General features: G+C 49.8%; 16 protein-coding genes. 14 read left to right on the top strand and 2 right to left on the bottom strand.

The features are described from left to right. Window positions 1-185: 185 nt before the first annotated feature. The 14 genes from Q5741_RS16575 (at window position 186) to Q5741_RS16510 (ending at window position 12,408) form a co-directional block, all read left to right on the top strand. Entirely contained in the window at window positions 186-1,064 is an 879-nt protein-coding gene (locus Q5741_RS16575; RefSeq protein ID WP_305025235.1) for a LysR family transcriptional regulator, read from the top strand. A gap of 174 nt (window positions 1,065-1,238) precedes the next feature. Continuing rightward, window positions 1,239-2,069, top strand: coding sequence for a transporter substrate-binding domain-containing protein (locus Q5741_RS16570; protein ID WP_305025234.1), 831 nt, complete (start codon window positions 1,239-1,241; stop codon window positions 2,067-2,069). Between the two features lie 32 nt (window positions 2,070-2,101). Next, the gene (locus Q5741_RS16565; protein WP_305025233.1) at window positions 2,102-2,887 is read left to right on the top strand and encodes an amino acid ABC transporter permease; all 786 of its coding nucleotides are present in this window, start codon (window positions 2,102-2,104) and stop codon (window positions 2,885-2,887) included. Next, window positions 2,884-3,594: an amino acid ABC transporter permease gene (locus Q5741_RS16560; protein ID WP_305025232.1), complete on the top strand. Its 711-nt coding sequence runs from the start codon at window positions 2,884-2,886 to the stop codon at window positions 3,592-3,594. Before Q5741_RS16565 ends, Q5741_RS16560 begins: the two co-directional genes overlap by 4 nt. Next, on the top strand, window positions 3,591-4,343 hold the full coding sequence (locus Q5741_RS16555) for an amino acid ABC transporter ATP-binding protein (RefSeq protein ID WP_305025231.1): 753 nt from the start codon (window positions 3,591-3,593) through the stop codon (window positions 4,341-4,343). The genes Q5741_RS16560 and Q5741_RS16555 overlap by 4 nt, the downstream gene beginning before the upstream one ends. A gap of 13 nt (window positions 4,344-4,356) precedes the next feature. After that, window positions 4,357-5,373 carry an LLM class flavin-dependent oxidoreductase gene (locus Q5741_RS16550; RefSeq protein ID WP_305025230.1) on the top strand — a complete coding sequence of 339 codons (1,017 nt, stop codon included), beginning with the start codon at window positions 4,357-4,359 and terminating at the stop codon, window positions 5,371-5,373. Between the two features lie 33 nt (window positions 5,374-5,406). Continuing rightward, window positions 5,407-6,573, top strand: coding sequence for an amidohydrolase (locus Q5741_RS16545; RefSeq protein ID WP_305025229.1), 1,167 nt, complete (start codon window positions 5,407-5,409; stop codon window positions 6,571-6,573). Between the two features lie 7 nt (window positions 6,574-6,580). After that, window positions 6,581-7,705 (top strand): N-methyl-L-tryptophan oxidase, encoded by a 1,125-nt coding sequence (gene solA / locus Q5741_RS16540; RefSeq protein WP_345784166.1) that lies wholly within the window; start codon window positions 6,581-6,583, stop codon window positions 7,703-7,705. A gap of 35 nt (window positions 7,706-7,740) precedes the next feature. Beyond that, window positions 7,741-8,208 (top strand): DinB family protein, encoded by a 468-nt coding sequence (locus Q5741_RS16535; RefSeq protein ID WP_305025228.1) that lies wholly within the window; start codon window positions 7,741-7,743, stop codon window positions 8,206-8,208. A gap of 41 nt (window positions 8,209-8,249) precedes the next feature. After that, window positions 8,250-9,584, top strand: a complete 1,335-nt coding sequence (locus tag Q5741_RS16530; protein WP_305025227.1) for an LLM class flavin-dependent oxidoreductase — start codon at window positions 8,250-8,252, stop codon at window positions 9,582-9,584. A 107-nt stretch (window positions 9,585-9,691) separates the two neighbouring features. Further along, the gene (locus tag Q5741_RS16525) at window positions 9,692-10,162 is read left to right on the top strand and encodes a hypothetical protein (protein ID WP_305025226.1); all 471 of its coding nucleotides are present in this window, start codon (window positions 9,692-9,694) and stop codon (window positions 10,160-10,162) included. Window positions 10,163-10,264: 102 nt separating this feature from the next. Then, a complete protein-coding gene (locus tag Q5741_RS16520) occupies window positions 10,265-11,023 on the top strand; it encodes a DUF3891 family protein (protein ID WP_305025225.1) in 759 nt (252 codons plus the stop codon). Between the two features lie 106 nt (window positions 11,024-11,129). Beyond that, window positions 11,130-11,624, top strand: coding sequence for a GNAT family N-acetyltransferase (locus tag Q5741_RS16515; RefSeq protein WP_305025224.1), 495 nt, complete (start codon window positions 11,130-11,132; stop codon window positions 11,622-11,624). Between the two features lie 256 nt (window positions 11,625-11,880). Next, window positions 11,881-12,408: a YfiT family bacillithiol transferase gene (locus Q5741_RS16510; protein WP_305025223.1), complete on the top strand. Its 528-nt coding sequence runs from the start codon at window positions 11,881-11,883 to the stop codon at window positions 12,406-12,408. Window positions 12,409-12,658: 250 nt separating this feature from the next. Here the strand turns inward: Q5741_RS16510 and Q5741_RS21700 are convergent, their stop codons facing one another. Together Q5741_RS21700 and Q5741_RS16505 are read right to left on the bottom strand one after the other, a co-directional pair. Further along, entirely contained in the window at window positions 12,659-12,838 is a 180-nt protein-coding gene (locus Q5741_RS21700) for a hypothetical protein (protein WP_407074373.1), read from the bottom strand. 122 nt (window positions 12,839-12,960) lie between these two features. Then, the gene (locus Q5741_RS16505; RefSeq protein WP_305025222.1) at window positions 12,961-14,661 is read right to left on the bottom strand and encodes an NAD-dependent malic enzyme; all 1,701 of its coding nucleotides are present in this window, start codon (window positions 14,659-14,661) and stop codon (window positions 12,961-12,963) included. Between the last annotated feature and the right edge of the window lie 229 nt (window positions 14,662-14,890).

Raw genomic sequence — 14,890 nt, 5'->3', positions numbered from 1 at the left:
ACTAAACACATGGGAAATTAAAAAAATAATTGAAGTATTAAGAAAATCTATAAGTGGCTCTGCATAATTTAAATTGACAAGAAAACGGCTTCGTAACTAAGATGGATATAATTTAGAGACATGCCGCGCCAATAAAACCATCTAAATTCATAGGAATTATATAGATTACATACGGAGGTGGCCCTGTGAACATCCAGAATATTGAGGCATTTGTCTACATTAACCATTATGGCAGCTTTAACAAGGCAGCCGACGTCTTATTCCTGACCCAGCCTACCGTGACAGCGAGAATTCAGTCTTTGGAACGGGAGCTGGACTGCCGATTATTCGACCGTTTGGGTAAACAGATTGACCTCACGGAGAAGGGAAGACAATTCCTGCCGTATGCCCAGCAGATCCTCCAGACCTACCAGAAAGGGAAACTGCATCTCCATTCCAAAAAAGCAGTTGCCCAAGTGCTGCGAATTGGGAGTACGGTATCCGTATCTAACTACCTGATGCCGGAACTACTGGTAAGACTGAACCAGAAGTATCCGAACATCAAGTTCAAATTAACGACTGCTCCTACAGATGAGATTGCCCGGATGCTCAATGCGAAGGAAATCGAATTGGCTTTTGTACGCAAACTGATTCATCCATCTTTTCAGTCTTATCCCTTTTATGAAGACCCCATTCGCTTGTATGTCTATCAGGATCACCCTCTGGCCGGGCAAGGCAGAGCATCCATCAGGGAATTACGTAACGAGAATCTGGTCTTTTTTGAATGCGGATCTCTGGATTGGCTGAGGATTCACCGGGTGTTTGAGAGTCTGGATATGCCGCCCCATATCGTGTATCACGTTGATAATGCGGAAACTGCGAAGAAGCTTGTATTGGGCCGGGCAGGTATCTGCTTTTTGCCGGGACTCAGTGTCAGAGAGGAAGTTGAGCAGGGGAGACTCGTTCCTGTAGATATTATTGAAACCGCCGGTATCTCTCTGCAGAGCAGCTTAATATCCCTGCGGGGAGAGAACGCGGATTACTTGACAGCCCTGCTTGATCTCGGGATGCAGCTTCAGCATTAAACCGGATATCGCAGGCTCTATAAAAGCTAATCCCATTGAAATAAACCAATCTCAAATAGAAAAACTCTATTAGACGCTCGGCTCATTTCGCGGTAAAGTAAATCTCAACATAATCCTCACTAAATGGATGGGAATTATAAAATTAAGGTTGGAGAAGAGAAAGGGGAGTTCGTGATGAAAAAAACATGGAGTTTGGCTGTTATATTGTTGGCAGGGATCATTGCTGGCTGCGGATCGGACCAGAAAACCACAGCATCCGGCAGTTCAACAGCGAATGCAGATAGCAGTAAAGTACAGAAGGTGGTTATTGGAACAGGAACCAGCTTTCCGAAGGTCTGCTTCATTGATGAGAACGGAAAGCTGACGGGCTTCGATGTAGAACTTATTAAGGAGATCGATAACCGGCTTCCACAGTATGAGTTTGACATTCAGACACAGGAGTTCTCCAATCTGCTGCTGAGCCTGGAGACGAAGAAAATTGATCTGGTGGCTCACGAAATGGAGAAAAATCCGGAGCGAACGGAGAAATACTTGTTTAATAAAGAACCTTACGCCCATTGGAAAAACAAAATTATTGTGGCCAAGGACAACAACTCTATCCAGTCATTGGATGATCTGAAGGGTAAAAAAGTGCTCACCAGCGCCACGAGTGCTCAGGCACAAATCCTGGAGAACTACAACAAAGAGAACGGAAATGCCATTCAGATCGTCTATCAGAACGGAGCGGCTAACGACACGGTCAGCCAGATTACCAGCGGACGGGTAGACGCTACCCTGGGCGCAGACTTCACCCTTTCGCTTATTGACCCGCAGGGAAAACTGAAAACGACCGGTGATGCACTGTCTGAGGCCGATATCCTGTTCGTGCTCCGCAAGAATGATCCGGAAGAACAGAAACTGGCTGATGCCGTAGACGGTGCTCTCCAGGAACTTAAGAAAGACGGTACTTTAGCCAAGCTGAGCAAGGAATGGCTGGGAGATGATTTCACTGAATCCAGCAAGTAGAACCATTTACATCTGGAAAGGAGAAAGAGCTGATGGGCGCACCCTTTGATTTCTCGGAACTGCTCCGTTTTCTGCCCAAGCTGCTGTCCACGCTGGGTACAACGCTCGGTATTGTTGCCGGTTCCTTACTGCTGGGCATCGCCGCCGGCTTTCTAATTGCGCTACCCCGTCTGTATAAAATCCCGGTGTTAAATACCTTATCCAGTGTTTATGTATCTTTCTTCCGGGGAACGCCGATTCTGATTCAGCTGTTCTTGTTCTACTATGGTCTGCCGGAAATCCTCAACACATTCGGCTTGGATATCTCCAAAGCATCGGTCCTGTTCTTCGTTATTTTGACGTATGGACTCAATACGGGGGCGTTTATGTCGGAGACGATCCGCTCCTCGGTCGCAGCGGTGGATCGCGGACAAGTGGAGGCGGCTTATGCCATGGGCATGAAGGGTTACCAGGCTTTCAGCAGGATTGTACTTCCGCAAGCACTGGCGATTGCCGTACCCGTTGTATCCAACATGGTCATTGCGCTGCTGAAGGATACGTCTCTCGCATTTACACTCGGTGTAATGGAGTTGACCGGCAAAGCTCAGACACTCGGTGGGATTACCCAGCATTTTATAGAAGCTTATCTTGCGCTCGCATTCATTTATCTGGCAGTCAGCTTTGCACTGGAGAAGCTTATGCTTGTGGCAGAGCGGCGGCTCCTGAAACATGAATTACGTCAAACAACGGTTAAACGCACTTTTTTGTTGAATAAAAAAACCTCGTATCGCCGTCTGCTTGCCGGCGTCAGAGCTGATAAGGGAGGGGCCGAACTGTGAAAATCGATCCATCATTCATCTGGACCGCCTTCGTGTCCTTATTATCTGCGATACCTACCACTCTGATGATTACAGCAGTGTCGGTGGCTGCAGGTTTCATGATCGGACTGATCGTTGCACTCATTCGAATGCACCGGATTCCTGTGCTGAGCCAGATTGCTTCCGCCTATGTGACCTTCATCCGCGGAACGCCCATGCTGACACATTTGCTGTTAATTTACTTTGGACTCCCCTTAATTATAGATGCGTTATCGGCCCAGTTTCATTGGGGTTTCCGGTCTGCTTCTATTCCAATGATCACCTTTGCTTTTATCTCCTTCTCCATCACGGCGGGAGCTTATATGTCAGAGGTCATCCGATCCGGTCTATTAGCCGTTGATCGAGGGCAAATGGAGGCAGCACAGGCGTTAGGCATGACATCCTGGCAGGCGTTAAGACGCATTGTATTTCCACAGGCGCTTGCGGTCAGTCTGCCCAATCTGTCCAATTCCGTCATCGGCATGCTGCACGGGTCTACGCTTGCTTTTACCGTATCGGTGGTAGATATCAACGCCAAGGCACAGATCGTCGCATCAACCAATTGGAAATTTTTCGAAGCCTATCTGGCAGCTGCTGTTATTTTCTGGGGGCTGACGCTATTCATTGAACGGATTACAGCCTTGCTGGAGAAACGTATAAATCTGTACAACCGGGGTGGAGTGGCATGATTAAATTAAGCGGAATCTCCAAATCTTTTGGCAGGGTACAGGTTCTGAAGTCGATTGATCTTACGGTGAATAAGGGTGAAGTTGTTGTCATATTAGGCCCCAGCGGATCAGGCAAAACGACCCTGCTGCGCTGTGTCAACTATCTGGAAAAGCCAAATGACGGTGAAATCACCATTGGTGACTACAAGCTGGATTGCAAACATGCTGGCAAGAAGCAGGTATATGAACTGCGGCAAAAGTCAGCAATGGTTTTCCAGCAGTATAATTTGTTCCGTCATAAGACCGCCCTGGAGAATGTCATTGAAGGACTGCTGGTAGTCAAGAAGCTGCCCAAGGACGAGGCCCGTAGTAAAGGGGCGGCACTCCTGGAGAAAGTGGGTTTGGGGAGTAAGCTTGATGTCTATCCCAGCCAGCTGTCAGGTGGTCAGCAGCAGCGGGTGGGGATCGCACGGGCGCTCGCCATGGAACCGGAAGTGATTTTGTTTGATGAACCGACATCTGCACTGGACCCTGAATTAGTAGGGGAGGTGCTGGAAGTGATCCGTAAGATCGCCAAGGAAGGTATTACGATGATTGTAGTTACCCATGAAATGGGTTTTGCCCGGGATGTTGCAAATCATGTGGTGTTCATGGACGGCGGCATCGTAGTGGAGGAAGGTCCGCCAGCCCAGCTGTTCAACCATCCGCGTGAAGAGCGAACCCGCCAGTTTCTGAAACGCATTACACCTGAGCTGAATTACAGCATATAGGAGGTTAACCGTTATGGGAATCACGATCAGCATTCTCGATCAAAGCCCGATTTATCCTGGAGAAAGTCCAGCAGAGGCTTTGGCACATACCGTTCAGCTCGTCCAGAAGGCAGAGGAATTGGGATTTCGACGTTTCTGGGTATCCGAGCATCACGATTCTGACCAGCTTGCGGGATCCTCACCGGAGGTACTGATCTCCTATCTGCTGGCCCAAACTAACCGCATACGTATCGGATCCGGAGGCGTCATGCTCCAGCATTACAGTCCATATAAAGTTGCGGAGAATTTTCATGTATTGGCAAATCTGGCGCCTGGACGTGTGGATCTCGGGATCGGGCGGGCGCCCGGCGGGCTGCCGCGCAGTACGCAAGCGCTGCAGCGAGGACGTACAGATGGGGCGGCGCTGGATGATAAGCTTATCGAGCTGAGTCAATATCTTGAGGATTCACTTGAAGATACAGACCCGCTGTATGGCCTGCGGGCAGCCCCTCTTCCTGTTGTTCCCCCGCAGCTGTATCTGCTTGGCGCCAGCAGGGACAGCGCAGAGACTGCAGCCAGGCTTGCCATCCCTTATGTATTCTCCTTATTCATTAACGGGGATGAAGAGGCTGCACTTGAAGCGATAGAAGCTTATCGAGAACGTTTTGACCGCTCTCGAGGCAGAGAACCGGAAGTTATTCTTGCGTTATCCGTCTTTGTTGGTGAGACGAAGGAAGAGGCAGAGCAGCTGGGAGGAAGCAATAAGATCATCAAGGTTCATCTGGCCAGCGGCCGGTCGGTTACTCTGGGATCAATTGAATCCGCAGAGGAATACGGCAGACAGTCCGGTGAGGATTACCGGATCGAGGAGCAGGAGCCGTATGTCATCAAAGGGACCAAAGAGCGCGTTCGCGCCAAGCTGCTGCAGTTGCATGAACGCTCGGGCATCCATGAATTTATTGTCACTAGCAATATTGCCTCCTTCAGTCAGCGGGTCCGCTCCTATGAATTATTGAACGAAGCTTTATCAGAGATACCAGCTGAGGCTTAAACCGGCTGTTAATCCGGGAGAATGGAGGCAGATATGTCAGAGTTTACACGATTCGTAGAAATGCGAAGGGAGCTTCATCAATATCCGGAGCTGTCTCATGAAGAGCTGGAGACAACCGGCCGGATCCGCCGCTGGCTGGAGGAGGCAGAAATCCGTCTCGTTCACTACCCCCTTCACACAGGGGTGGTTGCTGAGGTTGGGGGGTTCCTTGACGGACCCGTTATTGCGATCCGGGCTGATATTGATGCGCTGCCCATTCAGGAAGAGACCGGATTGCCGTATGCATCCAGATTGCCAGGACAAATGCATGCCTGCGGACATGACTTTCACACAGCCTCCCTTATTGGCACGGCATATGCGCTCAAAGCCAAGGAGCGAAATCTGAAAGGAACCATCCGGTTTATCTTCCAGCCTGCTGAAGAGAAGGCGGAAGGTGCTAAAGCGGTCATTGAAAGCGGAGCGTTAGAAGGGGTAACTGCCATTTTCGGTATGCACAACAAGCCTGATCTGCCGGTAGGAACGATAGGCATTAAGGAAGGGCCATTGATGGCGGCTGCAGATGGATTTATAGTCGATGTCCAAGGCAGGGGGACACATGCAGCTGTACCGGAGGCGGGAGCTGATCCTGTGGTTGCAGCCGCTCATATCATTACCGCACTGCAGACCGTGGTCAGCCGCAATGTCGGTTCGCTGGACAGTGCTGTCATCAGTGTGACCAAGCTGCTTAGCGGCACAACATGGAATGTGATTCCTGATTCGGCCCAGCTTGAAGGAACCATCCGGACCTTAGACGATGATGTTCGCGTTACCATCCTTAACCGGTTCCGGCAGGTTGCTGAGGGGGTCGCAGCTGCCCTGGGAGTCAAGGCAGCTGTGCGGTGGATCGAAGGACCACCATCGGTCCAGAACGATGCGGCGCTTGCGGCGCTTGGAAGACGTGCAGCTGAATTAACCGGCTACCGTCATATCGAAGCGGCACCTTCCCCGGCAGGTGAAGATTTTGCAGTATATCAGCGTCACGTGCCCGGGCTGTTCGTCTTTATGGGTACGGATGGCCCGCAGGAATGGCATCACCCTGCCTTTAACATCGACGAGCGGGCTATCGAAGTGAGTATTCATTTTTTTGAGCAGCTGGCGGAACTCGCGCTGGCACAACTGCAGAAGAAGGAGGTGCTTCCTTATAGCAGGCAGCACCTATGATGTCATTGTGGTGGGTGCGGGTTCAATGGGGATGAGTGCAGGTTACGAGCTGGCGAAGCGGGGCGTCAAGATACTGCTAATCGACGCCTTTGGTCCTCCTCATACCGAAGGCAGCCACCATGGGGAGACACGATTGATCCGCCATGCCTACAGCGGTGATCCGGTGTATAGCCGGCTGGCCGCTCTGGCACATCGTCTCTGGACCGAGATCGAAGATTTAACAGAGAGTACACTGTTGTATCCGTGCGGTGTATTGAATATTGCTGACCGGAATATCAGCTCATTCGAGGATCGCATTACACAGGCCCAGGCTAATGGTATGAACGCTCAAAGGCTGAATGCGGATGAAATCCGCAGGAGATGGCCCGCTTGGCAGATTCCGGATTCATTCGAAGGCATGTACGAGCCAGCTGCGGGTATTCTCTACAGCGAGAAGTGCCTTCGCTCTTTGCGGGAATTGGCTCTGGCACGGGGAGCCGATCTGCTGACACATACTAGGGTGGAGAGGATATGCCCAGGAGCGAAAGGTTCTGCCGTTCTGACCAGCCAGGGCACGTTCTACGCAGCCCGCATCGTTGTGACAGCCGGTGCCTGGTACGGGGCAATTTCCGATATGCTCGATCTGCCGATCCGTGCGGTCCGTAAGACGGTGGGCTGGTTCAACAGTGCATCACCCGATGTAAAAGCAGGACGATTCCCGGGATTCACCCTGCACACCAAGGAAGGAATGTATTACGGTTTCCCGGATACGACCGGTGCAGGATTGAAAATTGGCCGGCATGATACAGGGGTGCCCTGGGTACCTGGGGAGCCGCTGCTGTCATTCGGAGCCTGGCCAGAAGATGAAAGAGATTTGCGAGAAATACTTGAACGGTATATCCCTGCTGCTGCAGGCAAGCTGAATATAGGGTCTGTCTGTAAATACGAAATGACACCAGACGAAGATTTTATCATCGACCGTCATCCGCAGCACGATTCCATTTGGATTGCGGGCGGTTTCTCGGGGCATGGTTTCAAGTTTGCGAGTGTCATTGGAACGATATTGGCTGATCTAGCTCTCACAGGTCAGTCTGATGTGGATCTGAGCCCGTTTTCATTGCATCGTTTTGCCGACTCGAGTTCAATCCTATAGTTTTGAGGTTATCCAATGGAAAGGAGATGCGTCGGATGAGTCAAATAACGATAGAGTCCTTTGTATATACGTATACCCAGCTGCGGGAAGCAGTCCGGGATCTCGGTGATGCTGAACTTAAATGGAAGCAGTCCTCTGAGATCTGGAGTATACAGGAGGTGCTGTCTCATCTGGTTGATCACAGCCTGGTCATTTCGTTTCGAATCAGGGACATTCTGGCCGGTACACAGGCTGTTCTTCCGGTCTTTGCTCAGGACGCCTGGGTGAGCGGTCAGTATTCAAACGAGGGAAATGCCAACGAAATACTGAACGCCTTTCGTGCAATCCTTCACTACAACCGTTTACTGCTGGAGCGGCTTAACGATGAGGATCTGGCGAAGACAGGCGTGAACAGCAAAGGCGAGCGAGTGAGTGTATCCGATATTGTGGCCGCATTCACACGCCATGTTCAGAATCATCTGGGGCAGATCCAGCGAATCAAGCAGGCCGCAGCCCTCGTGTAGAACTTGAAAGCGACAGCGACTCATCATAAGGAGGACGGAAAATGGCGAAAACAAGACAACTCAAATTGGGCGCAATCCTGCACGGGGTAGGAGGCGGAACATCGATGTGGAGGCACCCTGATGCCCAGCCGGATGCGAGTGTTAATTTTGAATTATACAAGCAGTGGGTTCAGAAGGCAGAGGAAGGCAAGCTGGACCTGGTATTTATTGCAGACGGACTTTATATTAACGAGAAATCCATTCCCCATTTTCTGAATCGGTTCGAACCTATTACGATTCTTAGCGCCTTAGCTTCTGTAAGCCGGAATATTGGCCTGGTAGGCACGCTCTCGACATCCTACAGTGAACCCTTTACCGTGGCCCGTCAATTTGGTTCCCTGGATATGATTAGCGGCGGCCGTGCAGGCTGGAATGTGGTAACTTCTCCGCTCGAAGGCTCAGCGCTGAATTACAGCAAAAAAGAACATCCCGAACACGATCAACGTTACCGTATTGCCACTGAATATTTGGAGGTAACACGAGGGCTGTGGGATTCCTGGGAAGATGATGCATTTGTCCGTAATAAGGAGACCGGGCAGTTTTTTGATCCGGAAAAAATGCACACGCTGAATCATCACGGGGAATTTTTCTCGGTGCAGGGGCCGCTGAATATTGCGAGGTCCAAGCAGGGACAGCCGGTGATTTTTCAGGCAGGCGCCTCAGAGGTAGGTAAGAACTATGCTTCCAAGCAGGCAGATGCTGTCTTCACCGGTCATGAAACTCTGGAAGAGGCGCAGACCTTCTATCAGGATGTGAAATCCCGTGCGGCTTCATTTGGGCGTAATCCGGATGACGTTTTGATTTTCCCGGGCATCGGTCCAATTATCGGCAGTACGCCAGAGGAAGCGGAGCGCAAATACCAGGAGGTTGCGGGGCTCGTGACCATTGAAAATGCGCTGAATTACCTCGGACGCTTCTTTGAGCATCATGATTTCTCGCAATACCCGCTGGATGAGCCGTTCCCCGATGTAGGGGATTTAGGGAAGAACAGCTTCCAGAGCGGTACGGATAAGATGAAAAAAGATGCCAAAGAGAGAGGCCTAACGCTCCGGCAGGTTGCTCTCCAGTCCGCAACACCGCGCACCAGCTTCATTGGTACACCGGAACAGGTAGCAGACCGGGTTCAGGAATGGTTTGATGCGGGCGCCGCCGATGGCTTCATCCTGGCGTCGGCCGTACCGAGCGGGTTGGAGGATTTCGTAGAGTATGTGGTACCGATTCTGCAGGAGCGCGGCATCTTCCGTACGGAGTATGAGAGCGATACCCTGCGGGGGAATCTGGGCCTGCCAATCCCGGAGAATCGTTACACCCAAGCCAAAGCGGCTGTCCGCGCCTGAAGTTGAATTGTATTATCAGAAGCAGTCTGGTTAACCAGGCTGCTTTTTATTTCCCATTTTACAAATACATCCAAATTAGTTACGCTTGAGGGGAGAGGAGGCTGGATTTGAGTATACAAAAGAGAGTCTGTGCGCTCCTTGCCATTCTGAATCTATTCATGATGGCTGCGTGCAGCAGCGAAGAAAAGAAGGTGGATCCGGGGCAAGTGATTGATAATATTAAACTCACCTTGGTAGAAGAGCATAAGGACTACAACGGAACCGGATATACATTAAAGATTGCCAACAACTCTGATGAGACGATCATTCAGAATAATGTATATGTAAGTTTTCCGGTCAAGATAGAGAAGGACAGCCGAAGTAATCCGTTCAAGATTGAGGCGAGAAATAATAAAGTTAATATTCAGCCTGGCGAAGAAGTACGTCTGATGGCTTGGGTCCCCAAAGCAATATTACAAGGTACAGATCAATGGGAGCTGGAAAACCCGGAGATTGAAATCAAGGGATATGTGAATGAAATTTCGGACATTAATCATTTTTTTAAAAGTGGAAATGCGCGTTTAATGGCTGATTTTTAGATAAGCCGAAGCAGCCGGAAAAGGGTATAGAATATATAGAGTCGCTCAAGGACATTGATCCTGGGTTAGCAGGCTCTATCCATTCAACAAGGGGGCAAGACGATGATTGCACGTGAAACTCAAAAAGAATTTGTGATGACGAGTCAGCATGACCACGCCATTTTGTCAGGTGAAATGGCCAAACAGTTCAGACCCGAGCTGTTTATTGATACGGCTTACCGTGATGATGTTCTGCTCGCTATCACCCAGCATGATCGGGGATGGCTGGGGCTGGATGAGAATCCGATCTGGGATGACCGCAGCCATGTTCCGTTCTCCTTCTCGGAGTATCCCCTGTTTCCGAAGCTGCCTGCGTATATCAGAGGGATTGATGAAGTGGAAGAAATGAGTCCTTATGCTGCCTTGGTCTGCAGTCTTCATTATTGCTCTTTTACCCAGATTCGGGAATCCAGTCATCCGGAATGTGCGGCCTATATCCAGCACGAGCTGAGCAGACAGGCGAAGCTGAGAGCCCAGCTGCCACCGTTGAATGAAGAAGTCGTTCACCGCCATTTTCAACTGCTGCAGTTCTGTGACGGACTGTCGCTGTATGTCTGTATGGTAGACAGCCGTCCCGAACAAAATGTGAATCAGACCTGGTTCAAAAAAGGGACGAACTCGCCAGTCGGAAGGGATACATACAAGGCAAAGTGGATCAATGAGCGTGAAATCCTGATCGATCTTTTTCCATTTGAAGAATCCGCTCAATTCGCTCTGGACACTCGTTATGTTTCCAAAGCTTCGAGAGAAGAGCTTGGGGTTGATCAGGCCTACTGGCAGACGCCGGAATCCAGAATTGAATTTACGTTCGTCAAATCATAATCATGCTAAGTTGAAGGGATGACCTGTCATCCCTTTTTCTCATGGATGCCGGATCTGCACCAATCTGGTAGGCTGTATAGAAAACAGTTCGGAGGAGAGGGCGAAGGTGAATCATACTATCATAATCAAAGAATATGATAGCAGCGATCAGGATGAAGTGCTGGATCTGATTCTTGACATCCAGCAGAAGGAATATCAGATTTCGATTACGCAGGAAGATCAGCCTGATTTGATGAAGATCGAGAGTTTCTATCGGACAGGGTCCGGCAATTTCTGGGTAGCCCTGTATGATGATCAAGTGATTGGAACCGTTGGATTGCTGGATATTCAGGAGCAGCAGGCTGCGCTGCGTAAAATGTTCGTTAGCAAGGCGTATCGGGGCGGATCATGGGGAGCTTCCACGCAGCTGCTTAACCAGGCCATCCTGTGGGCCAGGGAGCATGATCTGTCTGCGATTCTCTTGGGCACGACGCCGCAGTTTACGGCTGCACACCGTTTTTATGAGAAGAATCATTTCGTAGAGATTACGAAAGAACAGCTGCCTGTCCATTTTCCGGTGATGGAGGTGGACAAGAAATTTTATAGACTGAGCCTGAAGTAAGGTGGTCGAAATCCAATCTGATCAGGAGGACTGATCTGATTCAACTGCCACTCAGCATGGATTCATGAATCCATTCATTCGCGAATCTATGAAGCAGGAAAGTGCCTTAAGCCAAAATAGATGTTATTGTATCGGCCGCCATCTTGGAAAAACCAAAGGAAAGGCGTATGCTGTTACTGAATCAGTCAGATCATTTTTCGCCTGAAGCAAAATAAACTATAAGGAAATAGGAGTGAAACAGAGAGGAGAATTGGTAATGACAACAAATTTAAGTTACCCGATCGGGCAGCCCTCAACCGAAACGATCCAAGAGGAAAATATGGCAGTGTGGAAGCAGGATATCCGAGATCTGCCGCAAAAGCTTACTGAAGCGGTCAGCGGGCTGTCTGCAGAACAGTTGGATACACCTTACCGGCCGGAAGGGTGGACGATCAGGCAGGTCGTCCATCACCTGGCGGACAGTCATATGAACAGCTTTACCCGTTTCAAGCTAGCCCTGACGGAGGCTAATCCTACGATCAAGCCCTATGAGGAGCATTTATGGGCCGAACAGCCGGATACCATCGAAGCACCAATAGAATTATCTTTACATATCCTTGAAGGTCTGCACGCAAGATGGTTCATCCTGCTGAATTCACTGAATGCCGAAGATTGGCAGAAGACCTTCTATCATCCTGGCTCCGGGCAAACTATGTCATTAGCAGAAGCGCTGCGGATGTACTCCTGGCATTCCCGCCATCATACGGCACATATTGTAAACCTTCGTCATCTGCGGGGCTGGTAATCTTGCAAAAAAGCCTGCGCACGAGGGAATGATCTATCCTCCTGAAGCGGTTGCCGAAGCGATTCTATATGCAGGGGGGAAAGCCTTAGTGAAGCAGATTCGCTGCTTGAGGCGGTATTGCTCATCAGCTGTATACTTCTGCTGGTTTGGCTGCAGTCTGTCTATAGCAGCATTACAAAAGCCGGCAAACCAAGTCCGTTCAGTTACGGATTTGGCTTGTCGGCTTTACTGTTAAGGGTGAGAAAATGTGTTACAAACTGTGGATCGTCGTATCTTTAGTGGAAAGCCCCATCACGATTGCAAATACATACGTTAACGCAGGCATGGCGACAACCTTTAATATAGCGATGCTAATAGTTTGTTTGCTGAAGTTAATTTGATTAAGTCCGATGGTTACACCGATAGCGAACAGGGCGGCACCTGAGGTGATATCCCCGATCTAATCCAGTGAATGAGCCTCATAGGGAAGGGAAGGAAACCGGGCTGATCATCAGCCGGGCAGCCTTACCTTACTTATGATTCAAATCCATTAGAGAGTAAGAGAGCGGGTACTTATGACATTGCTCTCAACGTTTTATATACCGGATGCCACATAGCGTCCCTTACAGCCTGTTCCACATCGGCCGGCGTCTCGTTGGCAGCACCGTCTGCAATTGCAGCTTGAGCCACGGCAACCGCGACGCTGAGGGAAACAGACCGCAGATCTCGAACACGCGGGAGAAGCGGTGAACCCGGCTGGGAAGAATCCACAGCATCGGCAACTGCGTTGGCTGCTGCCGTGAACATGCCTTTGGTAAAGACGCTGGCTTTAACTACGATTGCACCCAGACCCAGGCCCGGGAAGACAAACGCATTGTTGGACTGTCCGATTTCGTAAGTGACTCCGTTGTATTCAACAGGCTCGAACGGACTTCCAGTTGCAATCAGTGCTTTTCCGTCCGTCCAGTGAAGAAGGTCTGCCGGAAGAGCCTCTGCCAGTACGGTAGGGTTGGACATCGGCATAATAATCGGACGGTCAACGTATTTGGCCATCTCGCGGACAATCTCTTCGCTGAAAGCGCCGGAAACCCCGGACGTTCCGATCATTATCGTTGGTCTCACCTGTCTGATCACTTCCAGCAGGCTCACATTGCTTTCCTCATCTTTATCCCAATGTTGGATCTCTGCCTCACTGCGAACATAAGGCTTCTGGAAGTCCAGAACACCTTCTGTCGTCTCGGTGAGCAGGCCACGATAGTCGTAAGCCCAGTAACGACTTTCTGCTTCCTGCTCGGACAGGCCTTCATTCATCATGGCATCCTTAATCTGATCTGCATTACCGATACCTGCAGCCCCGGGACCAAATACGAGAACCCGATGGTCACGAAGGGGCATGCCGCTGACTTTGACACCTGACATGATGGCTGCCAGTGTAACCGCGCCGGTACCTTGGATATCGTCATTGAAAGTCAGTGCTTGATTACCGTACTTATTGATAATATTTCTGGCGTTCACATTGCCAAAGTCTTCCCAATGCAGCAGAACGTTAGGGAAAAGCTTCTGAGCCGTTGTGACATAAGCATCGATGAAGCGATCATACTGCTCACCGCGGACACGCTCATGCCGGGTACCGATATAGAAGGGATCTTCAAGCAGCTTCCGGTTATTCGTACCGGCATCCAGGATGACCGGCAGTACACGGCTGGGATCGATACCTGCAGCGGCGGTGTAGACCGCCAGTTTACCAATGGCAATGTTGATGCCGCCGACGCCCCAGTCACCAATCCCGAGAATGCTCTCGGAATCCGTCGCGACAATCAGATCGATATCGCCAGGACCGACACCGCTGTTTAGGAAAGCCTCTTCAATGCCTTCAATATGATCAATAGAGAGGTAGATACCGCCCGGTTTATGATAGTGATGGCTGTACTCCTGAATAGCTTGTCCTACCGTTGGTGTATAGAAAATCGGGAGCAGCTCGCTAAGATGATCTGTCAGCACGCGGTAGTACAGGACTACGTTGCGGTTGTACAGATCGTTGAGCATAATGTTTTTACGCAAATTGCTCGGTTCCTTGGTGATTTCCAGGTAAGCTCTGCGGGCTTGTTCTTCAATGCTTAACACCATGGGAGGGAGGATTCCGTTCAGATTCAGCTCTTTGCGCTCCTCAACGGTAAAAGCGACCCCCTTATTAAGAATGGGATTGGACAGAATGTCCTTACCTTTCAGGGGTGTCGTCATGGTTCCTTCACGTTCAGGAATAATTGTGTTCATTAGGTACGGCCTTCTTTCTAAATACGAAATTTCGTTTCAATCAGGTAACTTTAAGTTAGTTATTCACCTTAGGTGGTCGAGGATATAAAAGATTAAGTTTTGTTCTTGTTTTCACATGAAGTTTCTCGCGATTTTCATATGTACCTTGGCATTTTATCAGAAATATATATTGTTATAAATAATTATATCGGCTTGTTGTTATCTGACGTAAAATCCATTCGTATATGTA

The organism is Paenibacillus lacisoli (assembly GCF_030580655.1).
Lineage (GTDB): Bacteria > Bacillota > Bacilli > Paenibacillales > Paenibacillaceae > Paenibacillus > Paenibacillus lacisoli.
This window is presented reverse-complemented; position numbering and strand designations above follow the sequence as displayed.

Coding starts and splice junctions, on each gene's coding strand:
- Q5741_RS16510 (WP_305025223.1), top strand. CDS start 11,881: ATGACAACAAATTTAAGTTACCCGATCGGGCAGCCCTCAACCGAAACG.
- Q5741_RS16530 (WP_305025227.1), top strand. CDS start 8,250: ATGGCGAAAACAAGACAACTCAAATTGGGCGCAATCCTGCACGGGGTA.
- Q5741_RS16520 (WP_305025225.1), top strand. CDS start 10,265: ATGATTGCACGTGAAACTCAAAAAGAATTTGTGATGACGAGTCAGCAT.
- Q5741_RS16550 (WP_305025230.1), top strand. CDS start 4,357: ATGGGAATCACGATCAGCATTCTCGATCAAAGCCCGATTTATCCTGGA.
- Q5741_RS16555 (WP_305025231.1), top strand. CDS start 3,591: ATGATTAAATTAAGCGGAATCTCCAAATCTTTTGGCAGGGTACAGGTT.
- Q5741_RS16545 (WP_305025229.1), top strand. CDS start 5,407: ATGTCAGAGTTTACACGATTCGTAGAAATGCGAAGGGAGCTTCATCAA.
- Q5741_RS16535 (WP_305025228.1), top strand. CDS start 7,741: ATGAGTCAAATAACGATAGAGTCCTTTGTATATACGTATACCCAGCTG.
- Q5741_RS16565 (WP_305025233.1), top strand. CDS start 2,102: ATGGGCGCACCCTTTGATTTCTCGGAACTGCTCCGTTTTCTGCCCAAG.
- Q5741_RS16505 (WP_305025222.1), bottom strand. CDS start 14,661: ATGAACACAATTATTCCTGAACGTGAAGGAACCATGACGACACCCCTG.
- Q5741_RS16570 (WP_305025234.1), top strand. CDS start 1,239: ATGAAAAAAACATGGAGTTTGGCTGTTATATTGTTGGCAGGGATCATT.